The 25,703-nt window shown below is 36.4% G+C and carries 26 protein-coding genes; 5 read left to right on the top strand and 21 right to left on the bottom strand.

The annotated features are described in order from the left end of the window. Window positions 1-9: 9 nt before the first annotated feature. On the bottom strand, window positions 10-1,662 hold the full coding sequence (alsS, locus tag AB1I62_RS05840; RefSeq protein WP_367019130.1) for an acetolactate synthase AlsS: 1,653 nt from the start codon (window positions 1,660-1,662) through the stop codon (window positions 10-12). Window positions 1,663-1,939: 277 nt separating this feature from the next. On the opposite strand from alsS, the gene AB1I62_RS05835 reads away from it, so the two are divergent. Beyond that, on the top strand, window positions 1,940-2,851 hold the full coding sequence (locus AB1I62_RS05835) for an LCP family protein (protein ID WP_002404487.1): 912 nt from the start codon (window positions 1,940-1,942) through the stop codon (window positions 2,849-2,851). Window positions 2,852-2,903: 52 nt separating this feature from the next. Here the strand turns inward: AB1I62_RS05835 and AB1I62_RS05830 are convergent, their stop codons facing one another. The 3 genes from AB1I62_RS05830 to AB1I62_RS05820 all read right to left on the bottom strand — a co-directional run bounded on the left by AB1I62_RS05830 (window position 2,904) and on the right by AB1I62_RS05820 (window position 6,655). Next, entirely contained in the window at window positions 2,904-4,247 is a 1,344-nt protein-coding gene (locus tag AB1I62_RS05830; protein WP_048737782.1) for an NADH peroxidase, read from the bottom strand. 184 nt (window positions 4,248-4,431) lie between these two features. Next, a complete protein-coding gene (locus tag AB1I62_RS05825) occupies window positions 4,432-5,124 on the bottom strand; it encodes a response regulator (RefSeq protein ID WP_048737780.1) in 693 nt (230 codons plus the stop codon). Further along, window positions 5,105-6,655, bottom strand: coding sequence for a sensor histidine kinase (locus AB1I62_RS05820; protein WP_048737778.1), 1,551 nt, complete (start codon window positions 6,653-6,655; stop codon window positions 5,105-5,107). Before AB1I62_RS05820 ends, AB1I62_RS05825 begins: the two co-directional genes overlap by 20 nt. A 147-nt stretch (window positions 6,656-6,802) precedes the next feature. Between AB1I62_RS05820 and AB1I62_RS05815 the strand changes: the two genes are divergently transcribed. After that, on the top strand, window positions 6,803-8,128 hold the full coding sequence (locus tag AB1I62_RS05815; RefSeq protein WP_002357930.1) for a 2-hydroxycarboxylate transporter family protein: 1,326 nt from the start codon (window positions 6,803-6,805) through the stop codon (window positions 8,126-8,128). A 31-nt stretch (window positions 8,129-8,159) separates the two neighbouring features. After that, window positions 8,160-9,329 carry an NADP-dependent malic enzyme gene (locus AB1I62_RS05810; RefSeq protein WP_104859336.1) on the top strand — a complete coding sequence of 390 codons (1,170 nt, stop codon included), beginning with the start codon at window positions 8,160-8,162 and terminating at the stop codon, window positions 9,327-9,329. A gap of 71 nt (window positions 9,330-9,400) precedes the next feature. On the opposite strand, the gene AB1I62_RS05805 is transcribed toward AB1I62_RS05810, so the two are convergent. From AB1I62_RS05805 to ireB, 4 genes are all read right to left on the bottom strand, one after another. Continuing rightward, window positions 9,401-10,249 carry a helix-turn-helix domain-containing protein gene (locus AB1I62_RS05805; RefSeq protein WP_002382173.1) on the bottom strand — a complete coding sequence of 283 codons (849 nt, stop codon included), beginning with the start codon at window positions 10,247-10,249 and terminating at the stop codon, window positions 9,401-9,403. Between the two features lie 500 nt (window positions 10,250-10,749). Next, window positions 10,750-11,055 (bottom strand): DUF1292 domain-containing protein, encoded by a 306-nt coding sequence (locus AB1I62_RS05800; RefSeq protein ID WP_002357933.1) that lies wholly within the window; start codon window positions 11,053-11,055, stop codon window positions 10,750-10,752. Window positions 11,056-11,092: 37 nt separating this feature from the next. Beyond that, window positions 11,093-11,515: a Holliday junction resolvase RuvX gene (gene ruvX, locus AB1I62_RS05795; RefSeq protein ID WP_002357936.1), complete on the bottom strand. Its 423-nt coding sequence runs from the start codon at window positions 11,513-11,515 to the stop codon at window positions 11,093-11,095. Further along, window positions 11,512-11,781: a regulatory phosphoprotein IreB gene (gene ireB, locus AB1I62_RS05790; protein ID WP_002357937.1), complete on the bottom strand. Its 270-nt coding sequence runs from the start codon at window positions 11,779-11,781 to the stop codon at window positions 11,512-11,514. The genes ruvX and ireB overlap by 4 nt, the downstream gene beginning before the upstream one ends. Window positions 11,782-12,216: 435 nt before the next feature. On the opposite strand from ireB, the gene AB1I62_RS05785 reads away from it, so the two are divergent. Together AB1I62_RS05785 and AB1I62_RS05780 are read left to right on the top strand one after the other, a co-directional pair. Beyond that, window positions 12,217-12,969 carry a threonine/serine exporter family protein gene (locus tag AB1I62_RS05785; protein ID WP_002357938.1) on the top strand — a complete coding sequence of 251 codons (753 nt, stop codon included), beginning with the start codon at window positions 12,217-12,219 and terminating at the stop codon, window positions 12,967-12,969. A gap of 5 nt (window positions 12,970-12,974) precedes the next feature. Further along, window positions 12,975-13,475: a threonine/serine exporter family protein gene (locus AB1I62_RS05780; protein ID WP_002382172.1), complete on the top strand. Its 501-nt coding sequence runs from the start codon at window positions 12,975-12,977 to the stop codon at window positions 13,473-13,475. A gap of 51 nt (window positions 13,476-13,526) precedes the next feature. On the opposite strand, the gene AB1I62_RS05775 is transcribed toward AB1I62_RS05780, so the two are convergent. From AB1I62_RS05775 to AB1I62_RS05715, 13 genes are all read right to left on the bottom strand, one after another. Beyond that, complete coding sequence (locus tag AB1I62_RS05775; protein WP_002357940.1) at window positions 13,527-14,393, bottom strand: TIGR03943 family protein; 867 nt, start codon at window positions 14,391-14,393, stop codon at window positions 13,527-13,529. Window positions 14,394-14,411: 18 nt separating this feature from the next. After that, window positions 14,412-15,326 carry a permease gene (locus AB1I62_RS05770; RefSeq protein WP_104859337.1) on the bottom strand — a complete coding sequence of 305 codons (915 nt, stop codon included), beginning with the start codon at window positions 15,324-15,326 and terminating at the stop codon, window positions 14,412-14,414. A gap of 210 nt (window positions 15,327-15,536) precedes the next feature. Then, a complete protein-coding gene (locus tag AB1I62_RS05765) occupies window positions 15,537-16,343 on the bottom strand; it encodes an MBL fold metallo-hydrolase (protein ID WP_002357943.1) in 807 nt (268 codons plus the stop codon). A 56-nt stretch (window positions 16,344-16,399) separates the two neighbouring features. Beyond that, window positions 16,400-17,254: a two-component system regulatory protein YycI gene (locus AB1I62_RS05760; RefSeq protein ID WP_002365516.1), complete on the bottom strand. Its 855-nt coding sequence runs from the start codon at window positions 17,252-17,254 to the stop codon at window positions 16,400-16,402. Further along, the gene (locus AB1I62_RS05755) at window positions 17,254-18,564 is read right to left on the bottom strand and encodes a YycH family regulatory protein (protein WP_104874800.1); all 1,311 of its coding nucleotides are present in this window, start codon (window positions 18,562-18,564) and stop codon (window positions 17,254-17,256) included. Before AB1I62_RS05755 ends, AB1I62_RS05760 begins: the two co-directional genes overlap by 1 nt. After that, entirely contained in the window at window positions 18,561-20,390 is a 1,830-nt protein-coding gene (gene walK, locus AB1I62_RS05750; protein ID WP_002357946.1) for a cell wall metabolism sensor histidine kinase WalK, read from the bottom strand. The genes AB1I62_RS05755 and walK overlap by 4 nt, the downstream gene beginning before the upstream one ends. Window positions 20,391-20,396: 6 nt before the next feature. After that, window positions 20,397-21,101, bottom strand: coding sequence for a response regulator YycF (gene yycF / locus AB1I62_RS05745; protein ID WP_002357947.1), 705 nt, complete (start codon window positions 21,099-21,101; stop codon window positions 20,397-20,399). A gap of 173 nt (window positions 21,102-21,274) precedes the next feature. Then, on the bottom strand, window positions 21,275-21,976 hold the full coding sequence (locus AB1I62_RS05740) for an MIP/aquaporin family protein (RefSeq protein ID WP_002408099.1): 702 nt from the start codon (window positions 21,974-21,976) through the stop codon (window positions 21,275-21,277). 117 nt (window positions 21,977-22,093) lie between these two features. Further along, window positions 22,094-22,954: a DegV family protein gene (locus AB1I62_RS05735; RefSeq protein ID WP_002357950.1), complete on the bottom strand. Its 861-nt coding sequence runs from the start codon at window positions 22,952-22,954 to the stop codon at window positions 22,094-22,096. Continuing rightward, window positions 22,947-23,516 (bottom strand): DUF1836 domain-containing protein, encoded by a 570-nt coding sequence (locus tag AB1I62_RS05730; protein WP_104859339.1) that lies wholly within the window; start codon window positions 23,514-23,516, stop codon window positions 22,947-22,949. Before AB1I62_RS05730 ends, AB1I62_RS05735 begins: the two co-directional genes overlap by 8 nt. A gap of 126 nt (window positions 23,517-23,642) precedes the next feature. Next, complete coding sequence (locus tag AB1I62_RS05725; RefSeq protein ID WP_002382167.1) at window positions 23,643-24,296, bottom strand: TIGR01906 family membrane protein; 654 nt, start codon at window positions 24,294-24,296, stop codon at window positions 23,643-23,645. Beyond that, on the bottom strand, window positions 24,284-25,054 hold the full coding sequence (locus AB1I62_RS05720) for a TIGR01457 family HAD-type hydrolase (protein ID WP_002357953.1): 771 nt from the start codon (window positions 25,052-25,054) through the stop codon (window positions 24,284-24,286). Before AB1I62_RS05720 ends, AB1I62_RS05725 begins: the two co-directional genes overlap by 13 nt. Window positions 25,055-25,059: 5 nt before the next feature. Next, on the bottom strand, window positions 25,060-25,689 hold the full coding sequence (locus AB1I62_RS05715; protein WP_002357954.1) for a YutD family protein: 630 nt from the start codon (window positions 25,687-25,689) through the stop codon (window positions 25,060-25,062). Window positions 25,690-25,703: the final 14 nt, after the last annotated feature.

Raw genomic sequence — 25,703 nt, 5'->3', positions numbered from 1 at the left:
TTCCATCTCCTAATAAAGTTGATCTGGTAACAATGTTTTACCTAATTCTTGATTATCTGAATAATCCACAGGAACATCAATAATCACTGGGCCTTCTGTTTGCATTCCTTCTTCTAAAGCTGCGGCAAATTCTGCTTGTGAATGCACTCGAACCCCTTTGGCTCCAAAAGCTTCAGCATATTTCACAAAATCAACTGGACCAAAATCTACGCCAGAGGATCGATTATATTTCATTTCTTCTTGGAATTTAACCATATCATAACTACCATCATTCCAAATAATATGCACGATATTTTGCTTTAAACGAACCGCGGTTTCTAATTCTTGCGCTGAAAATAGGAAACCGCCGTCCCCAGAAACAGAGATAATTTGTGTATTCGGACGAACCAGCGCAGCCGAGATTGCCCAAGGCAAAGCGACACCTAATGTTTGCATACCGTTACTAAATAATAAATGACGCGGTTCATAACTTCTAAAGTGGCGAGCCATCCAAATATAGTGACTCCCTACATCAACAGTAACTGTCATTTCATTCGTGGTTTTTTCTTGAAGCGTTTGAACAATTTCTAATGGATGTAATCGATTTTCAATTGTACTTGCTTTTACTTCTTTAATCGTTAATTTTTCTTGAAGCGTTTCTAAATAATCTTGCGCATCTTCTGTTAGTATTGGTTCACTAAATGCTTCTGATAATTTCAAAATATTTTTAGACATATCACCAATTAGCTCTTCTTCCGGTTGCATATATTGGTCAATTTCCATTTGAACTTCATCAATAACAATAACGCGCGCATCTTTTTCTGCGTTCCAATTACGTGCTTCATATTCAATGGGGTCATAACCAATCGCAATCACTAAATCACTTCTTTTTAACAAACGATCCCCAGGTTGGTTTCGAAATAAACCAACACGCCCAAAGAAATGTTCTTCTAATTCTTTTGAAATAATTCCTGCTCCTTGGAACGTTTCCACGACTGGCAAACCAGTTATAGCAACCAATTCACGAATGGCTGCGGTAACTTTTCGTGCAGAGGCCCGCATTCCTAAAAGTAAAACAGGTAACTTCGCTTGCTTGATTCGTTCAGCTAAAGCTGCGATTGTTTCTGCTGATGCATGGCCCAGTTTCGGAGCCGACAAAGGCTTAATTGCTTCGCCTGTCACCGGACTATCTGTGACATCTTGTGGGATCGATAAGAATGTTGCACCTTTTTTCGCTGTTTTGGCGATACGGTAAGCATTGGCAATATTTTCAGATAATGTTTCTGGATCTTGAATTTCTGTACTGAATTTTGTTATTGGGCTAAATAATGCAGCATTATTCATGCTTTGGTGAGTTAATTTTGACAAATCGGACCGTTTCACCTGTCCAGCCAATGCTAAAACAGGATCCCCTTCTGCAGTCGCAGTTACTAACCCAGTGGCTAAATTGCTGGCACCAGGTCCACTAGTTGCAATAACTAAGCCAGGCTCTCCCGTCAAACGACCAATCCCTTGTGCCATAAAGGCAGCGTTTTGTTCATGTCGAGCTAAAATTAATTCTGGACCTTTGTCAACTAATGCATCAAAAACCCCATCAATTTTTGCACCGGGAATCCCAAAAATATAGGGCACTTCGTGATTGATTAAACTTTCTACTATGATATCTGATCCTTTTTTACTCACTGTTATACCTCCAATTAAAATCTGTACTAATTACAAATACAAAAATACCACTAAAATTCTAATTAATCAACAATGAAACACCTTGAAAACGTGTAATATACTAATTCGCATATTTTAATAGAATTGAGATATTTCAAAAGATTAAGCAAAAATAATGCAAAATACCTTAAAGTTTTATAGTCTTTCAACAATTATTATATACTTCTTCACTAAAAATTAGTAAGATTAACCTATAAGAAAAAAATCACAACCTGTGATAAATTATTGGAGGAAAAATATGTCAAAAGGGAAGAAAATTTTTGCCATTATCTTTGGAATTATCTTGGTTCTATTTCTTGCAGTTGTTGGAATGGGAGCAAAACTTTATTGGGATGTTTCTAAATCAATGGATAAAACCTATGAAACAGTAGAACGATCTAAAAAAAGTCAGGTCAATTTAAACAATAAGGAGCCTTTTTCTGTTTTATTATTAGGGATTGATACAGGCGATGATGGGCGTGTCGAGCAAGGTCGTTCGGATACAACAATTGTTGCAACAGTTAATCCTCGTGACAAGCAAACAACCTTAGTCAGTCTTGCTCGCGATACCTATGTTGATATTCCAGGTCAAGGAAAACAAGATAAATTGAATCACGCCTATGCTTTTGGTGGGGCATCTTTAGCAATGGATACAGTTGAAAACTATTTAAACATACCTATTAATCATTATGTTTCAATTAATATGGCTGGTTTAAAAGAATTAGTCAACGCGGTTGGCGGAATCGAAGTGAACAATAATCTGACTTTTTCACAAGACGGATATGATTTTACGATTGGTAAAATTTCATTGGATGGTGAACAAGCACTCTCCTATTCAAGAATGCGTTACGAAGATCCTAATGGTGACTACGGCCGCCAAGAACGTCAAAGAAAAGTGATTGAAGGCATCGTCCAAAAAGTCTTAAGTCTTAATAGCGTGAGCAACTATCAAGAAATTTTAACAGCTGTTTCTGATAATATGAAGACAGATTTAAGTTTTGATGACATGAAAAAAATTGCCTTAGATTATCGTAGTGCCTTTGGTAAAGTGAAACAAGACCAACTTCAAGGTACTGGTTTTATGCAAGATGGAGTTTCCTACCAACGTGTGGATGAACAAGAATTAAATCGTGTCCAACAAGAGTTGAAAAATCAATTGAATACAAAATAAAAATAAAACCCACGAGTACTATAAATACTCATGGGTTTTATTTTCTCTTCTATTAACGTTCTTGTTTCACCGCTTCTAAAGCCGCTGTATTAATAATGTTCCAAGGTTTGTCAAACGCTGGTTGGAAGAAGAAGTCCGCATAGGCTAAGTCTTCAATCGTCATTTTGGCTTGAATCGCTAATGAAATAGCATTAATGTTTGCAGTTAAATCTGCTTTCGACATTAATTGAGCGCCTAAAATTTGTGTTGTTTCAGGATCATACACTAATTTAAACCAAGCTTTTTGTTTGTCTGGATTGAAGTCCATCAAGTAGTCTTCTACTACTGTCACCGCTTTTGTTTCTTTTCCTAATTTTTGAGCCATGACTTCATTAATCCCTGTTGAAGCAAATTTATAATCAAAGACAGCCAAGCCAGAAGATCCTTGAACACCAGGGAAAGGTTTAACTGGTTCTTCTAGGTTTTTCACAGCAAAGCGACCTTGTTTACGAGCATTCGTTGCTAAGGCAATATTTACTTCTGTGTCTGCAGGATTGTATTTAATTAACGTAGCATCCCCTACTGCAAATACATCAGGCTCACTTGTCCGCATGTATTCATCCGTCTTGATTAGGCCATTCGGATGTAATTCCAAGGTACCTTTTAACCAAGCAGTGTTTGGACGGACACCAACCGCTACAACGACCAAATCAGCATCGTACGCATTTTTATCTGTAACGACTTTTTGCACACGACCGTCGCCTTTATAACGTTCAACTGTTTCACCAGTTGCAATGGTAATGTTATTGGCTTCCATCTCTTCTGTTAAAACATCTGTAAATTCTTTATCTAGATATACCCCTAATGGACGATCTAAAATGTCAATAACAGTAACCTTTTTGCCGGCTTTTGCAAATGCTTCGGCAGCTTCAATCCCAATATAACCACTACCAATCACAACCACATTATTGACTTCTGGATCTACTGTTTTTTGTTTTAATTTAATGGCCCATTGACGACCACGCATCAAGTAAATATTATCCAAATCTTTACCTGGAATATCTAATTCAAATGGGACAGCTCCGGGACTGATGATTAATTTATCATAATTTTCAACACGTTCTTCACCTGACACTAAATCTTTCACTGTCACTTGATGTTCTTTTGGTTGAATCGCTGTAATTTCAGTATTAGAAAAGACATTTACACCACGGCTCTCCATTTTTTCGCCAGTCATATAGCGAACAGAATTAACATCTTTCACTTTTCCTTCTAGGTACAACTGCATGCCACAAGACAAGAATGAGATAAAATCACCTTTCTCATACCATTGAATTTCTGCATCAGGATGAAGATTTAGTAATTCCTCTACCGCTTCATAACCTCCATGTGATGATCCTAAAACAATAACTTTCATCGCTCGTTCCTCCCATATAATATTATTTCTTACATAATAAAGAATATCATATATTCTCAAAAAATAACAAATAATATCCTCTTTTCCATTCTCAATTAAGTTCTTTAAATGAGAATAAAAAGGAGTATCCTCTGTATTTCACCACTTTTCAATTACTTTTTAATTTACTAAAAAATAAAAAATACTAAATTCTCCGATACGATTGATAGGGACGCCCCACTTTTAAATAGCTATTTTTACTTTCTAAAAGGTTATTTTTTTCTAGAAACAACACATATTTACGAACAGAAACATGTGAAAGCTGACTCGCTTCTGATAATTCTTGAATCGTAAAATAGTCGGTAAATTCGTCTATTTTTTTTAACAATAATTGTAATGTTGCTTGTGTTAGTCCTTTTTCTAAGGACAGGTTTTGAAGAACTTGTTCATTTTTACGTGCGTTCGTCTGTGAAGAATGAAACAATTGGTCCACTTTTGTTTGCGAAAGCTCCTTCGTTTCCAGCGTGAATTGAGCAGCTTTTTTCTGATAGTTTTCGATACTTTGTTGAAATCGTTCAAAAGAGAAGGGTTTAACTAAATAGTCTAAAACGCCTAAATGTAAGCTTCGTTTAACGTTTTCCAACTCGTTGGCAGCCGTAATCAGGATGACTTCTGTGTCAATTTTTTCATCTCTAATTGTTGCCAGATAGGTCAAGCCGTTGCCATCTTTCAAATGAACGTCTAATAAAACAAGTGCTGGTTGTTTTTCTTCCGTTAGTTGTAGACCTTCAGCAATTGTTGCCGCCGTAAAAATAGTCGGTTGGTGAATTAATTTTTCAAGATATTTTTGATGTATATATGCAACCATAGGATCGTCTTCAATAATCAATAGGTTCATTTTCCTCTGCTCCTTCGTAATGAACATTTATGCGAATGACAAGCCAATTGTTTTGTTGGTTTTCCCAAGTCAATGTCGCTTCCGCATTCTCTAATAATCTTGCCAAATAAGAAGTGAAAAACTCTTGCTCAAAGCGTTCCAGTTGTTCTTTTGGATAAGCAAACGAATAAGTCGTCGTCAAACTTCCTGGCTGATAATCAATGGTTTCAATGATCTCTTCTGGCAACGTTTGCTCCATCAGGAAACGATGAATATAACGGTAGATAGCAATCAAATTTTGCGTATCTTCATCTCGTTTATTTGGTGGAATTTCTGGATAAATTTCAATAGCTAATTGTGTTTTAATTTCTGCAAACTTGATTCTTTCCCCACTTAAAAAACCTGCTAAAATAGGATTCCTAACCAAAATAGCTAAGCGCTGTGCAAATTCCTTTTCTGGTTTCAATAAATCGGCCAGATAATGTTTTAGCGCCTCATAATCTTCTAAATCGACTAACCCATAAATAACATGCATCTTATTCATAAATTCATGTGATTGACTTTGTAATGCCGAAGCATATGTCGTTGTGCTGACAAGCTGTTCTGCGACAATAAACGTTTCCGTCGCATTTTTCAGAAAGATAACATGCCCAATTGTTTTTTTACGGACATTAATCGGGGCGATTGAGACGAAATAATCCTGGCCATTTTGACGATAGAATTGCTCTGTTTTTGAATGTACGACTAATTTTTCAGGAGATAAAACCAATGCTGAAAGTTTCTTTCCTAGTAAATTTTCTTCACTATTTGTTATATTATGATACATTTTAGTTGCTTCAATATTTGCTAATAAAATATTTTGATCGGTATCAATCACAAGGATTGCGTCTTTCGTTTCCTCAAGCATGGCGTTTCGCTCTTCTAATAGACGAGCAATTTCTCTTGGCTCTAAATCGTGAAGTTGTTTTTTTAAATAATAAGAAACCACGATGGCTAATATAAAGCCAAAACCAACACTTAAAAGGACACTCACTGTGTAATCATTTTTTGTTCGTTCAATCAATTGTGAAAGCGAGGTCATTTTAATGCCCATTGCCACAACCCCAATTTGTTTTCCTTGATCATAGACTGGGACAAAACCTCGTAATGATTCTCCTAAACTCCCTTGACTAACAGACAAATGTTCCTCCCCTTTTAATGCTCGCACTTCATCGCCACCTTCAAAATGCTTACCTATTTTTTGGCGATCAGGATGTGTTAAACGAATCCCCTGCATATTCATAATCACGATAAAATCCAACTGATGGATTTCACCTAAACGAACCGTATACGCTTCCAATTCATCTGAATAGTGATCATTCTTTAAGGCTTCAATAACATTCGGTTCAATAGCCAACTGTTCCCCGACGGCTAAAAGTGCTTGCTCTTGGTTTTTACGAACTTCTTTAATTGTTTGAACCGTCGTTACTCCGTAAAAGAAAGTAATCATAATAATTAATGTTGCAATAAAAATCACTGATAAGAAGCACCATAATTTCCCGCCACGCTTCATTCCATCCCTCTTTTCTCTTCAAATAAAGTATAGCATAGGAAGATTTGGTTAAAAAACTTTTCTTTAGTTAAATTAATTAAATAATCTACTCCAGAGAAAACGTTTACATTATGATGAATATAGATTAAAGTTATAGGAGGAAATAGCATGGAAAAGAAATTGCACGCAACAGCTGCTAATGAAACAGATTGGCGCAACAAATTAACCAAAACGAGGATTGGTTCGGTTACGTTACCTGTTTATCTTGTAACAGCTAGCATTATTCTTGTTACAGCTCTATTAGAACAACTACCAGTCAATATGTTAGGTGGTTTTGCCGTAATTTTAACAATGGGTTGGTTACTTGGAACAATTGGTGGAAATATTCCTATTTTGAAACATTTTGGCGGTCCCGCAATTTTATCTTTATTAGTACCATCAATTATGGTCTTTTTCAATTTACTCAACCAAAATGTCTTAGACTCAACAGATATTTTAATGAAACAAGCAAACTTTCTCTATTTCTATATTGCATGTTTGGTCTGTGGAAGTATCCTTGGAATGAACCGCAAAATTTTAGTCCAAGGTTTAATGCGCATGATTGTCCCGATGGCATTAGGAATGATTTTAGCAATGGGGGTTGGGACCCTTGTTGGAACGCTGTTAGGTCTCGGTTGGAAACATAGCCTTTTCTATATTGTCACTCCTGTTTTAGCTGGTGGAATCGGTGAAGGCATTCTTCCTTTATCCCTTGGTTATAGTGCCATTACTGGATTGCCAAGTGAACAATTAGTGGGGCAATTAATTCCCGCAACCATTATTGGTAATTTTTTTGCTATTATGTGTTCTGGTTTACTTAGTCGTTTAGGAGAAAAACGCCCTGAACTTTCTGGACAAGGTCAGTTGATCAAAATTACCAATTCAGATGATTTAAGTGATGCTTTAGAAGAAGACAAAGCACCAATTGATGTAAAATTAATGGGCGCTGGTGTTTTAATTGCGTGTACCTTATTTATTACAGGCGGTTTATTGCAACACTTAACAGGCTTTCCTGGTCCTGTTTTGATGATTGTTGTCGCAGCCTTTTTAAAATACTTAAATGTAGTACCGAAAGAAACCCAACGCGGATCAAAACAGCTTTATAAATTTATCTCTGGCAATTTTACGTTCCCGTTAATGGTCGGCTTAGGTATGTTATATATCCCTTTAAAAGATGTCGTAGGAATGCTTAGCTGGCAATATTTTGTTGTGGTAATTAGTGTCGTTTTCACTGTTATTGCTACAGGATTTTTCGTTTCACGCTTCATGAATATGAATCCCGTCGAGGCTGCCATTGTCTCCGCTTGTCAGAGTGGTATGGGTGGGACTGGCGATGTGGCTATTTTAAGTACAGCCAATCGAATGAACTTAATGCCGTTTGCACAAGTTGCGACACGTTTAGGCGGTGCCATTACAGTAATAACAATGACTGCTATTTTTAGAATGCTTTTTTAACTATAAGTGAATTATTTAGGAGGAAAATGATATGTCAACAAAAGATGTAAAAGAATTAGCGATTGAGCAAGCAAAAAAATTTGGGGGGAAATTAGAAGTCTGCCCTAAAGTTCCGATTGAAACAAAAGCAGATTTAGGAATTGCCTACACACCAGGTGTTGCGGCTGTTTCTTCTGCCATACATGAAAAAAAAGAACGCGCTTACGAATTAACGACAAAGAAAAACACCGTCGCCGTTATCAGTGATGGTTCAGCAGTTTTAGGTTTAGGTAACATTGGTCCTGAAGCAGCGATGCCTGTCATGGAAGGAAAAGCTGCATTGTTTAAACGCTTTGCTGGTGTGGATTCGATTCCCCTTGTTTTAGATACACAAGATACCGAAGAAATTATTCAAACAGTGAAGTTTTTGGCTCCAACCTTTGGGGGAATTAACTTGGAAGATATCAGCGCTCCTCGTTGTTTTGAAATTGAACAGCGTTTAATCGATGAACTAGATATTCCCGTTTTCCATGATGATCAACACGGGACAGCGATTGTTGTTCTAGCGGCTTTGTACAACAGCTTAAAATTAATCAAAAAGAAAATAGAGGACATTCATGTGGTAATCAACGGCGGTGGCTCCGCTGGTCTTTCGATCACAAGAAAATTTTTAGCTGCTGGTGTAAAACATATTATCATTGTTGACCGTGCAGGGATTCTGAACGAAACAGATACAGCTCTGCCACCACACCACGCAGAAATTGCGAAGCTAACCAATCGGGAACACCGTACCGGTGATTTAGCTACTGCTCTTGAAGGCGCTGATGTCTTTGTTGGTGTTTCAGCACCAGATGTTTTAAAACCCCAGTGGATTCAACAGATGAATGAGCAGCCAGTTATTTTTGCAATGGCTAACCCAATTCCTGAAATTTTTCCTGATGAAGCTTTAGCGGCAGGCGCTTATATTGTCGGAACTGGTCGTAGTGACTTTCCGAATCAAATTAATAATGTGTTGGCCTTCCCTGGTATCTTCCGCGGTGCCTTAGATGCTCGGGCGAAAAAGATTACGATTGAAATGCAAATTGCCGCTGCCAAAGGTATTGCAAAATTGATTCCCGATAATGAACTCACGCCGACCAATATTATTCCCGATCCATTCCAAGAAGGAGTCGCAAAAGTCGTCGCCGAAAGCGTCCGTAACGCTGTCAAAGAAACAAATTAAAAAGAGAAAAAGAACAACCTAACTCCTCTTGAGTTAGGTTGTTCCTTTTTAAAATCTGAAAGGATAATCTATTATTTAAAACTGATGTTAAACTCTTGCATATCTTTTTCAATATAAGCAAGTAATTTTTTATTTTCAAAGAAACGTGTAAAGTAGTACGCAATACGATAATCTTCAACAGCATCTAGTCCTAGCATTTGTTTATTAAACGCTTTTTCGTATAATAAGCAATCTAAAGAGTAAATAGAACTGTGTGTCCGATTAATTTCGATTCCTTTATCACTTAATTCAATGCTCTTTGCATAGTCTTTAATTAATGAATAGAATTTTGCGGTATTATAATAAATACGGCATTGCTCTAATGGATAATCTAATTTGAATTCGCTTAGCAATTGTAAAGATTTATCGTAATAAACTTTTGCTTTTTCAATATCATCTTCTAATTCATATAAAATACCGATCGCATTCATACTCAAAATATTATAAATATTAATATCACGACTAATTTCAGAACCACGATGTAAATAGAACAATGCTTCGCTATTATTTTTCTTACCTAATAAACTCGTAATTCCTTTATAATAGAAAAATTTTGTTTCTAAAATTCTGTTTGAACTTTCGATATCATCTGGATAGTCTTTCAACAAATCATAAGCTTCATCGTGCTTAAAGTAAAAGCATAATTCTTCTACTTTATTTAATAAGCTTTCGAGTTTTTTCTCACTAGAACCTTCGATACATTCTTCCACTTGTAAGTCTAAACGTAGACATACAGATGAGAAAATGTCTAAACTGTCACACACATTTTTGTTTTCAATGTTACTAATTGTTGCTTGTGTACAAATTCCTTTTGCCAATTCAGCTTGCGATAATTTTTTCTTTTTACGCGCTGTTTTGATTTTTTCTCCCGCTACTCTCACAGTCAAAACTCCAATCTTTCTATTTTTTTTGTATTAAACATACCATCATTTTACAGATAATGTTATAATGAAGCTATCATAATAAAGGAGGTGAAATATATGTTTGATTTACTTGCTTTATTAACTGGAATTTCAGTTCGTGGCAATGCACCACACCAATAATTACGTGTTTGTTTAACTGAATTTCTGACGGCTCTACCTATGCCAGTAGGTGGAGCCATTTTTTTATTTAATATTATAAAATTAACAGTATTTCTAAAACCTCACACTTAGTATAACACAAATTATAAATTATGCTAGATAGTTACCAAATTAACGTCATTACAAGGATGTTACGTTTTTACAACATCTTGTAAAACTAGATAATGCTGTCCTTCTTTATCCACCACACTCAATGATAGCGATAGTATCTTATGATAGAAACAACATGTACATTATAACAATTATTATTAAGAAAGCTACTTCTCAATAGGAGAAGTAGCGCTTCTCTCGTTACAGTTTTACTCTTCTTCTTCAGCCATGAATGTATTGAAAACTTCTTCAATCATATCCCATTCAGCGTCTGTTTCGATTTGCTGTAAATCGCCTTCTGTACCTTCTGCGTTTTCCACATATGAGTAAGCTTGCAATTCAACATCTTCATCCTCAGGAATTCCTGCTGGATATAATAAAACATAATTTTTACCGAATTCTTCTTGACCGTCAACAGTTAGTAAGATCTCGTATAATGTTTCATTTCCTTGTTCGTCTACTAAAGTAATGTGTTCATGTCCTTCGTGATCATGATCGTGGTTGTGTTCTGTCATTCTTCTTCTCTCCCTTGATGTATTCAAAGCTCGATAATTATCGGCTATGTGCATCTAAATAATTTTGTAGAATCATTACTGCCGCTAGTTTATCAATGACTTTTTTTCTTTTGGCTCTGGAAGCATCTGCTTGCTCCACCAAGAAACGCTCTGCTTGGACAGTTGTTAATCGTTCATCTTGATAGTCAACAGGTAATTGAAATAATTCTTGAATCTTATCACCATATGCCATAGATGCTTCAGCTCTAGGACCGATGGAATTATTCATGTTTTTCGGTAAACCTACGACAAATTTCGTGACTTCGTATTCTTTCACCAATTCACCTAATCGCTCAAAGCCGAAGTTCTCTTCCTCTTCGTTGATGCGAATAATTTCGATGCCTTGCGCTGTCCAACCTAATAAATCACTAACAGCCACACCGACTGTCCGTGAACCTACATCTAGCCCCATGATCCTCATTTGATATCGATTCCGTGGTTCGCTAAGTAATATTTGGTTAATTCTTCCATGATTTCATCACGTTCATGACGACGAATTAAGTTTCGAGCATCTTGATAACGAGGAATGTAAGCCGGGTCCCCAGAAAGTAAATACCCTACTATTTGGTTAATAGGATTGTATCCCTTTTCTTCTAATGCCCGATATACGGTTTCTAACGTTTCACTGATTGCTTTTTTTCGATTATCATCAAAATCAAAGCGTACTGTTTCGTCTGTAAAACCCATTTTACTACACCTCACTTCTACTTTTATACAATTTCATTTTACTAGAAAAGAACCGAAACTACAAACAAAATTTCTTCTCCTTCTCTCTTTTTTGTTATTTCTTAGTCTTTTATTAATAAAGGCTTCGTAAAAAAATGACAGCCATCGATAATTTTAAAATTATAAAAACAAATACACAACTTTATAAAACAAGAATAAAGCTCTGCTAAATCGCCAGAATATCACCTTTCCCTTCAATTCATTTTGCGAAAAAATCGACGTTTCTCTTTTGAAAACTTTTAAATATCTATGATTAAATAATATCAGCCTTTTAATGTTACAATTCGCTAACAATCTGTTTACGATGTAAATTTTCGATTGCAGCTGTTATTTATTTCCTCTTTTTGGTTCGTTTGTAGTACACTAGAAGAAAATACATAAAGTGAGGCTTGCTCAATGACTCCTGCTCATTTGGATTTACTTTTAGAAACCTGTTTGTTAGCTGGTAAAATTATGATAGAAAGCGATGCAGAAATGTACCGTGTTGAAGATACAATGAGCCGAATTGCGCTTGCTTCTGGCAACTATCGAATGGTTAGCTATGTGACACAAACCGGGTTATTTGTTGGCATAGATGGAACCTCCACGATTCGTATGGTTCAAGTAATGAAACGTGGCATTGATTTAGAAAAAATCTCTCGTGTGAATCAGCTGTCTCGTGCTTATGTGGCTGGTGATTTTTCTTTAGAGGAATTACTGAATAAACTAAAAGTGATTGATAGTGAACACCGACATTTTCCAATTAGCGCACGCATTGTTAGTGCGGCCGTTGTCAGCGCTACAATTATGATTCTTTTTGGTGGCGTCTGGTCCGATTTATTCTTGACTTTTCTGATTGGTGGTTGCGGCTATAGTCTTTATTATTTTAGTTTAAAGTTTCTCAAGATTAAATTTTTATCTGAATTTTTAGCTTCGCTGTTCATTGGTGCAGCCGCTATTCTTTCAGTCAAATTGGGACTCGGACAATCACAAGATTTAATCATCATTGGTTGTGTCATGCCTTTAGTGCCTGGTGTGCAAATTACCAATGCTCTTCGCGATTTGCTAGCTGGACACTACTTATCGGGTGTTTCTCGTGGGACTGAAGCATTAATGACTTCAGGAATGATTGGTTTTGGCATTGCTTTTGTCTTTCAACTTTTCTATTAAAAGGAGTGACTTACTTGCTAGGAATCGTTTTGGTACAATTTATCTTTAGTTTTTTAGCTTCTGCGGCGTTTGCAATTATTATTAATGTTCCCCGACGATCACTGGTGGCTTGTGGTCTAACTGGTAGTGTAAGCTGGATGCTTTATTGGGTAATCGTTGAAGTTTTTAGTGGAAATGCAGCATTAGGTTCCCTCATCGGTGCTGTCGGTGTTGCGGCAGTAAGCTACCTATTCTCAAAAATATTGAAAATGCCTGTCACGATTTTTAATATTCCTGGTATTGTTCCATTGGTACCTGGTGGCTTAGCTTATCAAGCTGTTCGGAATATCGTAATTGGCAATTATGAAAAAGGCGCCTATTTTACCGTGCAAGCTGTAATGATTGCTGGGGCAATTGCGTTAGGCTTAGTCGCTTCTGAGGTTTTCAATCAAAATATCCGCAGCTTTCGGGAAAAAAGAGAATCTTTGGGTTTTATTCGTCGTAAGCGCAACAAAATTAAAAAATAGACAGCAAAAAAGTTGGTTGCTTCCATTTGATAAGGAAGCAACCAACTTTTTTTAAAAGGAACGATAGACATATTGATTTTTTGGTGCTTGATCTGCTTTGACTTTCTCCACTTGCACAGTTGGTATTTGTCGTTTAAATGGTGGATAATAGGACAACTCAACGGTTCCGGTAATCGTTACCCAATCATTGTTTTGAAATTGCGTATGTTCAGGAAAATGAACCAACAAGCCAAAAACGCCAGAATCAGCGACACAATGAATAATTCCAAAACGGAAGACAAACTGGTCAACACTTTCTTCTCGTTTTGAATTATAGACAAAGCCTTTATAAGAAATCCTTTTCCCTGCAAATTGACTTGGATAATTATAGATTAGTTCCATAATTTCCAAATAGTTTTCATCCGTAATTGAAATCACAGATTGGCCATCATATTGTTTCATGGCTTTTGCCATCTGCTTGTCATAATCCGTCTTATTGAAATACATACTTGTATCAGGTTTCAAATATTGCGTTTGCATATCAGGATCCCCTACTGATTCTTTACTTACTGGAAAGTTAAATCCTTTTGCTTCAACAATTGTTGTGTCTAAACTAACTGTCGGAAATAATAAGCCAACAATCAATGGTAAAGAAAGTAGTAAATAGGCAAGCCCTCTTTGGCTGGGTTTTTCCAAATTATGCTGATGGCCATGATGTTCATGTCCCCCATGTTGGTGCATGTCTTCATGTTTTTTTTGCATTGATGGATCTGCTTGGTTCCACAAAATCAATTGGACAATCGCCATAATAAAAGCTAAAACCATTGATAAAACAGCTAAGTAATTATAATGAATATTGATATATTGGTTCAGTTCACCTGAAATTTGAAGATACATCATCAACCCCATATATCCAATTAAAATAATAAATCGTATCATCGATTGTAGGCCTCCTTTCTAAACTACTGCCGCATAAATAGTTACGACAAGCGCCACTATCAAAACAAATTGTACAATGAATGACATTTTAAAATAACGTTTCATCATCAATAAATTTTTAATATCTACCATTGGACCAAAAACTAAGAAGGCGACAATTGGTCCTGTGCCAAATAAACTCAAAAGAGAAGAACCAATAAATGCATCTGCTTCTGAACAAAGTGATAGAGTGGCAGCGATGACTAGCATGACTAGAATCGCTAAAATCTTTGAATGGCCCAATTGCATAAGCGCACCAGTTGGGATATAGGTTTGCATGATTGCTGCTAACAAAGAACCAAAAATTAAATAACGACCCGTATCAAAAAATTCATCAATACTATGGGTTAACGCTGACCAGCCGTTTTTCCAAAATGAACGAGATTCATCAACGTGTTCATGCGTATGAGCAACCTGCTCTTCTTTAATCTGCGCCAACTCTTTTTCTGTTAAAATTGATTCTTTTCGAAAATAAGCTAACCAAATGCCGATAACCCACGCGACAATCATACTGCCTAAAACTCGCCAAATCACAAATTTTGTTGCGCCACTAAAGGCTACGTATGTTGAGAATAGCACAATTGGATTAATGATTGGCGCCGTTAACATAAAAGCAAAAGCGGTATATGTTGGTACATCTTTTTTAACAAATTGATGCACAATGGGTACGATCCCACATTCACAAGAAGGGAAGAAAAACCCTAGGAAACTCCCTACACAAATTGATAAAAATTTATTTTTAGGTAACACTTTTTTTACTCGTTCTGGTGTTAAAAAAACATGTAAAGCGCCTGAAATCAAGCAACCTAACATGACAAAAGGCAATGCTTCGATAATAATCGAAAGAAAAATAGTGCTCATCTGTAAAACAGAGTTTGGTAAAAATTGAAACATTATAGACCTCCCACTAGTAAAAATCTAGTTAACTATACTCCTAACACCAGACAAACACAAGTATTTGTCAAAAAATTAACTAAGAGTTTAAAAGTATTATCACCGATGTATCAGTCAAACCAACTAGATAAAAGAACAAAAAATGAGCATGGGACAAAAATCACTTTGGATTTTTGCTCCACGCTCAAAAACTGATAAACCACCATTATTCTAAATTTGAAATAACTCTGAGGCTGAATCGGGGTCTGTATCATATACCTTAAATGCTTCACCGACGCCTAAATCCTTTTGCTTCAAAGTAGACTCCATGGCCATTCGCGCATGAAGTTTCGTATTATTTTCTTTACTAAGATGACCTAAATAAATGCGTTTTGTTTTATCACCTAGCACATCCGCCATCACAAGAGCACCATCGTCATTGGATAAATGGCCTTTATCTCCTAAAATCCGTTGTTTAAGACTCCATGGATAAGGTCCTGCTCGCAAAATTTCAATTTCATGATTGCTTTCGACTAAATAAGCATCTGCATTTTCAATCGTACCACGAATATGATCGCTACAATAACCTGTATCCGTTAGAACAACAAAGGAACGATTATTGCGATGAAAACGATAAAATTGAGGCGCAATCGCATCATGTGAGACACCAAAACTTTCAATGTCCATATCTCCCAAGGTCAAAACTTTGCCCATTTCAAAAATATGTTTTTGAGCGACATCGACTTTGCCAATCATGGGATCCATCGCTTGCCACGTTTTTTCATTGGCATAGACATCTAACTTATATTTTCGCGCTAACACGCCAACGCCATGAATGTGATCCCGATGTTCATGTGTAACTAAAATCGCATCTAAATCTTCTGGTTTGCGATTGACTTCTGCTAACAGTGAAGTGATTTTTTTGCCACTTAAACCCGCATCTACTAATACTTTCTTTTGGTTGGTTTCAATAAAAAGGGAATTGCCTGTACTGCCACTGGCAAGAACACTGATATTAAAAGCAAACTCTGAATCCATTTAAAACTCTTCCCTTCTACATTACAACATTAACGTGTTTCATTATACAACGGACCTTAATGTTTTTCCACCTTTGGCACAGTATTATTTGTGATGATGGTATTACTTACGGCATTCACCTGTTCAATTTCAACTGAATCTTCACCAGTAGAAATTCCTACAAACCAGACTGGAACGTATACATTTTTCTCACGAATTTTATAAATTCTTGAATAGGCCAATTTAATGAATGTTATTTTGGAATTACTAGGAATCCGGTTATTCATATAGAGCGTGTCTATCGCATCACGATTGGAATATAAATCCGTTTTGTCTCGTAACTCTTCAATATTTTCAATGTGCGTTTGCGAATATTTACTAATTTTCCATAATTCACCTGACGTATCTGCTAAAATACTTAATTTTGCCGTGTCGTCTCTAAAAGGAATTCCTTTATACGATTGTGCAGCCACAATTTCTGCCGTCGGCTCTTTTAAATGAGAAAATTCTGGTAAGTATTGATATTCGTCTCCGAATAATAAAGCATTTTTTTCATTTAAAAAGGTACTTAAATCTTTATCAATTTTCTTAGGATCAATAAAATAGTTTTTACTAGGTACACTCGTTAAAGTATTATCCGCAATTTGCAGCCCATTTCTCAAAAAATTTTTATTCTTTTCACGTTGGATTTTTAAAGCAGCAGAAAAATTGGTTTGTTCGCCACTTAAATAATAGCCTTCCAATCGTTCTGAAGAAAGTGTCCCTTTATACGAGATGTTATCTTTTTCCAACCGACTTTCAATCGATTCTGTTTGGCTGGAAGAAGAGACGTTGCTCTCCTCTTGTTGACCTTCCCGATAAATTCCAAATAAAAAGATATTTAATCCTAAAAACGCTAAGAAGAAAATCCACTCAATTCGTTTAAAATCCATTAGCCCACCTCCAAGCTTGGTAATTGTTTTACCAAGTCCGTTGCAGTGTACCAATTGTTGTTATAAAGGACATACCATTCCGGACTTAAATCAACGACTTGTTTGACTTCTTCAATTGTCTGCCACGTATAACCGATAACAGCCGATTGGATTTTTTCCTTTTTAGCACCAGCCGTTTCTAAACGCTTAATTAATTTTTCCGTGCTTTCCAGCGTCACTTCTTCTTCTGAAGGAATCGGTACTTGGATTGTATTCACACTTGTGTTAATGGTTACGCTTGGCGCAGCACCATCATTGTTCGTGATGCGAATATCCACTTGGCCTTTTAAATCATTACTGAACACTGGGAAACCTTCCACAAAAGTCCGATAATTGACACTATCTTTCGTTCGATCAAAGTAACGTAAATTCCCCATATTGGTTCCTAAACGTTTTACATAAGAAAAGCTTTGATTATAGATTGAATCCCGTTTATTCTCTTCTGGCAAGGTCCCTTTAAAATCGATTTTCCCCAGTTTTTCTTCTGCAAACAATCGTTCTTCTTTACTCGTGTAGGTTAAGTCTTGACTGTCTTCATTGGTTTGGATATCTTCCGTTTCATTGAAAAAAGCATTCCTAAAACGAGTAACTGGTTGCGAAGCTAAAATATAACTGTACTTTTTCAACTTCATATCATTGGTTAAATAACATTGCCCTTGTTTGGTTAGCGTATTTTCGGAAACGTCTTGATATTGCAATCCCTCTTTATTGATAATTTCCATTAAGCGCGCCTTATTGACAGTCATGGGTGCTTCATAGACGTTGGCTTGGTCATAATCTAAAAAACGTATCTTATTTTCGTTAAAATCCAATTGAATTTTCGTAAAATACTGGTCCGTCAACTCATTAAAGTTAGTAAAATTAATGGATAGATTATAAATCGAAGCATAGTCCGAGATTAAAAAGGGACCTTGATAAAGAAGTTCAATGCCTTGTTCCATTTGGTTGTAGCGCTTAAGTTGCTCTGCATTTTTTGTCACAACTTGTGTCAATTTACCAAACGTAGCCATTTTAATATCATTTTGAACATTACTAATTAATGTTTCACGATTACTTTGCATCGCTTTTCCATCAGTTATTCGAATCAATTGCAAAGGTAAATAGACATCGCCAATGGCTTTTTCATTGACAGCTGTTGTGACTTGGCTTCCCGACTTCATTTCTGGTATTTTTTTGGCAGAATTCAGCCAGATATTGACTGAAAAATATATACTTAAAATGACCATTAAAATCAAGCCAATTCTTGTAATCCATTCTGATAATTTCATCATTCCCACCAATCCTCTTCATAAGGTTCATATGGTAGTGAAATATAGAAAGTCGATCCTTCACCTTCTGTACTTTCCACCCAAATACTCCCGTTATGGGCCCGAATTACTTCTTTAGAAATTGCTAAACCTAAACCAGTCCCACCTTGTGCTCGTGCACGTGCTTTATCCACACGATAAAAACGCTCGAAGACTTTCCCGAGATCTTTTTTAGGGATGCCCAAACCTTGGTCCGAGATACTAAAGACGACATTATTATGTGTTTCAACTAGTCGGCAGGTAATGACGCCGCCATCTGGCGAATACTTAATCGCATTGTTCAAGATGTTGTCTAAAACCTGAATTACTTTGTCTGTATCTAACTCTACCCATAAATCGCGTTTAGTAAATTCACGGCGAATTTTGTAATTTTTTTGCTCATTTTCAATCATCATATCAAAGCGATCCAAGACAAAATTAATCAATTCGTTAAAATTCACATACTCTAATTGAAGATGTGTATTCCCAGAGTCCATCCGAGATAAATTTAACAAATCATTAATCATACGAATCATCCGGTCGGTTTCTTCTAACGTGACTTTTAAGAAGTTCGGCGCAATCTCAGGGTTTTCCCAAGCTCCTTCACTCAAAGCCTCTATATAACTACGCATACTTGTCAAAGGCGTTCGCAACTCATGAGAAACGTTGGAAACAAATTCCCGTCTTTCCCGTTCGTTTTTTTCCTGTTCTGTGACGTCATGAAGTACGCAAACTAAGCCAGTAATAAATCCTGATTCCCGACGAATCATCGTAAAGTCTACCCGGATAATCATTTGGTCTTCTTCACGATCAGACGTTGAGCGATCAATCAGCAGTTCATCTGGCTCTTCTAACAGCTTCCGCAATGTGTAGTCTTCTTCAATATCTAACAACTCTAATAACGAGGTCCCAATCACATTTTCATTTTTTACATTTAATAATGAAAGGGCCATCTCATTAATTGTAATCACCTTTCCGCGGCGATCCGTCGCAATGACACCATCTGTCATATGCGTTAAGACACTATCTAAACGATTTCTTTCTGCTTCCATTGTTTCTTGTGCTTCTTCAATCCGTTCTGATAATTGATTAAATGTTTCTGCTAATTGGCCTAATTCATCTTTTCCATGGACTTCTACTTTTCCAGCGTAATCACCACGAGCGATTCGAATGGCTTGCTCGCGCATTTCCCCAATCGGCTTCGTGATTGATCGTGCAATCAGTAAGGTCACAATAATCGAGATTGCTGCGGCAATAATAGAAGCAGTGAAAAAGATACTTGCTGTGTTGGTAATTTCTTGGTATTTATTTTCTAAATTACTTTTCACATAAAGGACACCAATCACTGTTTCTCCAGTAGGCGATTGAATCGGCTGAACATTCACATACACGCGTTTATCATTATCTAAAGCTTGATATTTTTTACTCGTAAAGTCATTTAAATCACGATAATCATTCTTTTTCCCAATAATATTTTGTTGATTTAAATCATTGGTTGCCCGAATAATCCCTTTATCATCGACAATTCTCGCTTCAGAAATGTCTGCATTTGAAAAATCAGATAATGCTTTTTTTAAATTTGCATCAACGTCACTACGTTCGAGATCTTTGTTGCTCATCTGCGTACTTAACGTATTTGACAATTGGACAACCTGGGAATCCATATTTTTCTTAAAATCGGAAATTGTAGTGGCTTCCAGTTCACGAATAAAATAGCCACCAATGATTTGAATCGCAATCAGTAACAGCAGAATAAATGATAAAGCAATCTTAAAATTAACAGATTGAAAAAAGTGAACTTTTTTCTTCATACCTGATTACTCCTGTTCAGGATTTCTTAGATAATAACCAACCCCACGACGAGTAACTAAATACGTTGGATGACTTGGACTATCTTCAATTTTTTCTCTTAAACGACGCACGGTTACGTCCACTGTCCGCACATCCCCAAAATAATCATAACCCCAAACGGTTTGTAATAAATGTTCACGAGTCATCACTTGTCCGATATGTTTTGCTAAGTAATAAAGTAACTCAAATTCACGGTGGGTTAATTCAATTTTTTCACCCCGTTTTGAGACCATGTATGCATCAGGATGAATGGTTAAATCACCAATCGTTAATTCAGATTGTGTTGTCACCTCGGCTTCTTTCGCATTGGTTGCACCTCGCCGTAAATTGGCTTTGACACGAGCAACTAATTCACGATTTGAAAATGGTTTCGTTACATAGTCATCGGCTCCTAATTCTAATCCTAAAACCTTATCAATTTCAGAATCTTTGGCAGTCACCATAATGATTGGCATATCATGTGTTTTGCGCACTTCTCGCGCGACTTCTAAGCCATCCATTTTAGGGAGCATTAAGTCTAAAATAATTAAGTCTGGTTCCACTTCTTCCACTTTTTCAAGTGCTTCTTCTCCATCATAAGCAGTAAATACTTCATATCCTTCTTTAACCAAATTATATTTAACGATCTCTGAAATTGGCTTCTCGTCATCAACTACTAAAATTTTCTTCACAAAGAGACACCTCTTTTTCCTTCTAATCTTATTTGATACTTTCCTATTATACCTTATTTTGATGATGTTTTCATCTTTGGTTAAAAATGCGCCTTTAGGTTCTCCTAGTATAACAAAAAAAGAATCTCTGACAACAATTGACGCTTGTTATCAAAGATTCTTCTTTCGCTAATCTATTCTTCCGTATCTAAGACGAATTTTGCTACAAGAGCGGCTAATAATCCACCAATTAATGGCGCAACGATAAAAATCCACAACTCAGATAACGCTGAACCACCCGCAAAAACGGCTGGCGCGATGCTACGAGCTGGGTTGACAGAAGTTCCTGTCAAAGGAATGCCGACTAAGTGAATCATTGTTAGTGTTAACCCAATTACGATTCCTGCTAATGAAGCATTGCCTTTCTTAGCACTTGTAACTGTCATGACAACTAAAACAAAAATAAATGTTAAAATAATTTCGACTGTCAATGCACCAGCAACACTTAATTCCCCCACGCCATTTTGACCTAAGTTCTCAATACTTTTACCAGCACCTTTTAGAATGCTTAATAATGCAAATGAGGCAATCAAGCCACCAACAATTTGTCCCACTACATAGTAGATTAGTTCCATTGTTGTCATTCGTTTATTAAGCCACATTCCTATAGAAACAGCTGGGTTTAGATGTGCACCTGAAATTGTGCCAATACTATAGGCAGCAGCAACGATTGTTAACCCAAATGCTAAGGCAATCCCCGTTGTTCCAATCCCTTCCATACCATTTCCTAGAACGGCTGTTCCTGTCCCAAAAAAGACAAGAATAAATGTTCCTAAACATTCTGCTATTGCTTTTTTCACAAAAAATTCCCCCTTTGTAGACAAATTGTAACACATTTGTGAAATTTTCAATATAATTTTCGTTGTTTTTCCAGCAAAATGATATTTCTATGAAAAAGAGAAATCTTAAATGAAAAATCCCCTCAAAAAAATTTGAGGAGATTTTTCATTTAATTAATCATTTAATAACTGTATACCAACACCTAAAAGTCCTGGTCCTGTATGAACAACTAATGCCGGACTAATCGTTCCAAAGTAAATTTCTTCTGCTTGTGGAAAAGCTGCTTTCAAGCGTTCCATCATTGCTTTTGCTTCTTCCTCTGCCGCACCGTGAGCGACTGCCAAACGAAAACGGGGTGCCTCACCTATAAAGTTCGTCACCAACTCAAACGTTTTATCAAGACTTTTTTTACGGCCGCGAGACTTAGCCACCGTATAGTAAATGCCTTCTTCATTACAAGAAATAATGGGGTTTAATTTTAGCGCATTGCCTAAAATAGAAGTGACTAAACCAATTCGTCCACCTTTTTGTAAATATTCTAAAGTGGCTACATTAAAAAATACTTTTGCGTTGGCTACTTCTTCTGTTAATTTTTGTTGTAATTCTTGCCATCCTAATCCTGTTTCAATTAATTCTGCTGCTCGTATCGCCTGAATGCCAGCCCCGATACCAATGTTCTTTGTATCTAAAACAAATACATCTAGTCCTTCGGTTTGTTCTCCAAGCAAGCGAACCACATTATACGTTCCACTTAAGCCACTAGAAATGGTCACCGCTAAGACTTTTTCGTAACCCGCTTCTTTAATTTTGTCAAAAATAGCTTGAATTGTTGCACCATCAGGTAATGAAGTACTAGGGATTTCTTTCTCTAAACGTTGATACACTTCTTCTGGTGTAATATCTACCTTATCTGTATAGGTTTTTTCAGGATAAATAATCTGTAAGGGCAAGACATACATGCCGTATTGTTTGACTAATGCCTCTGGAACATCTGTCCCAGAATCAACTAGTAGTGCGATTTTTTCTTTATTCATGTGTCATCTCATCCATTTCTTTTAAGTATTCTTGTTCCAATTCAATCACTTTTTCACTAAACATTTTAGTAGCAAAAGACATTGTCGCTGCTTTTACAGCCAAATATTCAATCCCCATAGGTTCTTGTGATTTGGTCTGAACTTCTTTTTCTTGCGCTTGAGCAGCAATCACATAAATCGCTCGTTCCTGTTCTTGACAAAATAAATTGTACGCTTCACGAATACCAACCGTAGCTCCTTGGAATAAAATGCCTTGCTTAATTTCTGGCAATGTTAACACTTGTTTCAACAACGTAATCGCAATTAAAAACGCTAAATGCTTTTGATTGTAGCGCTTTTTCACTGGGGCCGGGATTAACCCGTGTTTGACATAATTATTAACCATTGAGGACGTTAACAAAGTATGTTTTTCCAGTGTAATCAATGGGGATAAGTATTTTTCTATCAGAGTAATCACTTGATCCATATATAATTCAATATCTGGTAACTCATGCCATCTTGGCAAATGAACGTTTTCCAATTGTTGGCCCCAATTTTGTAGTGATTTTTCTATCTCGTCCATAAAAACCCTCCTAACCATTTCTAAAAAAGAATATCATACTTTTGACAATTATTCAATCTAGTTTCTAAAACTAGATTGAATAAAAAAGAAAAGCGAGCAATTTTGGAATTGTTCACTTTTCTCTCTTTATTTTTTTAAAGAACGTTTTCCGATTAAAATACCTATCAAAAACAGGCCTTCTAATAAAACAAAAAACAAGATAAAACAATGCATAAAGTAGGCTTCAGGTAAGGCATTGATAATCGGATCAGTCAGCGGATTAAATAACCAAGCATCGTTGTTAAAAAATAATCCATGAAACGCAATAAAAAATTGATCAAAGCCAATCAGCATGAAAAAGCCAAAAAGCACAGGCAAAAACATTCCCCACTGAAATGGCCGTATCAATGTCCATAAACGCTGATTTTTTACCAAATATTTTAAATAAAGGACACTAGGCAACAACGTAACTAATAATACGCCGTAGCACAATAAAAACAATTTTTTCACTTCATAAAAATGAAAAGCCGCGCTATCAGACATTGGGAAATCAGGAAATACTAATGTTTTTTCAAAAGGATTGTTTAAGTACATCATTAAATGATCGTAATTTTTAATCAAGGTCACACGATCAACCTCTACGTCTTTTAAAATATTTAAGTGTTGGATATCAAAAAGATACAATGGACGAAAATTAATCGTGATCGTGATACTTAAAGCCACAATCGTTAAAAACAAACAAATGAGTCCAAGTGTTTCCCTTAAACGCAATTTCGACCTCATCATACTCAAAAAGTCCATTCATCTAAGGAATCAACAACATAGGTTGGTGGCGTTGGCAAAGTTGGAACAGCTGACTTAGGGGTAAAACCTGATGTAACTAACAAGCTATCAATACCATTTTGAATCCCTGATTGAATATCGGTTTCATAATTATCTCCAACCATAATTACTTGCTCTTTTTCCACGCCTAAATGCGCAATCGCTCGTTCCATGATAATCGCTTTTGGTTTGCCAATATAAACTGGTTTTGTTTGAGTAGCTGTCTCCACAAACGTCACAACTGAACCTGCACCAGGTAATAAGCCTCTTTCTGTCGGAATGTTCTTATCTGGATTGGTCCCAATAAACAACGCCCCTTTTTGAATGGCTAAGGTAGCTAAAACCACTTTTTCGTAAGATAATTCTGTATCAAGTCCCACGACAACATAATCAGGATTTGTTTCATCCCATTCAAAACCTGCTTCTAAAATTAAGTCAATTAAACCAGCCTCGCCGATGACAAAGACTTTCTTGCCTCGATTGGTTTCTTTCATGTAATCAATCGTCGCTAAAGTCGCTGTATAAACAAGGGATGCTGGGACATGAATATCAAATTCATTTGCTAAACGTTGTGCCACTGTTTCAGGAGATTTAGTGGTATTATTCGTTACAAATAAAAAAGGCAAATCTTTTTCCTGTAACTGCTCGACAAAACGTTTTCCGGCTGGAATTGGTTCTTTTCCTAAATAAATCGTTCCATCTAAATCAATTAAATATCCTTGATAGTCTTTTTTCACTCTGTTTACTCCTCACGTTGACGAATCGTAAAGCCTTTGCCAGATTTTTTGGGACTAGGCTGTTTGGGTGTAGTCGTTTTTTTATTTTCTTCTTTTCGCGTACGAATCACTGGCTTGCTATTTTTATTAGCGGGCGCACTCTTTTCCTCGACAAACGCGTTAGAACGATTATTCTTTTTATGGCGACGACGACGATGCGTTGTTTTTTCTTTACGTTCCCCTGTACGTTCAATTACAAAATAGGCACAGCCAAAATTACAATATTCATACAAATAGTCTTCTAGTGTATCAATGCGTTGATCCGGCGCTGCCCGACGATTAGAAGTATCAAAAAAGCCACGCAAGCGTAACTGTTCATAGCCCCAGTCTCCTACGATATAATCATAACGCGCTAATACTTCACTAAACCGTTCACCTAAGCGTTCAGGATCAAAGGCATCACGATGATTTTTAACAATTCGGTACTCTCTTTCACCAATTTGAATATCTGTTTCATTCACAATGGTGACAATTTCCCCTTTTTTCTTTTCTTTTACAGGTTCTTCTTTTATTTCTTCAAGAACTGCTGTTAGTTCTTCTGTAAAGGTTGCAGCAGTTTCTGTTTCTTTTTTTTCGGTTGTCTTTTTGTCTGTCATTTTTTCACCACCTA

The sequence above is a fragment of the Enterococcus sp. AN402 genome, assembly GCF_040719405.1.
Classification (GTDB): Bacteria; Bacillota; Bacilli; order Lactobacillales; family Enterococcaceae; genus Enterococcus; species Enterococcus faecalis.
This window is presented reverse-complemented; position numbering and strand designations above follow the sequence as displayed.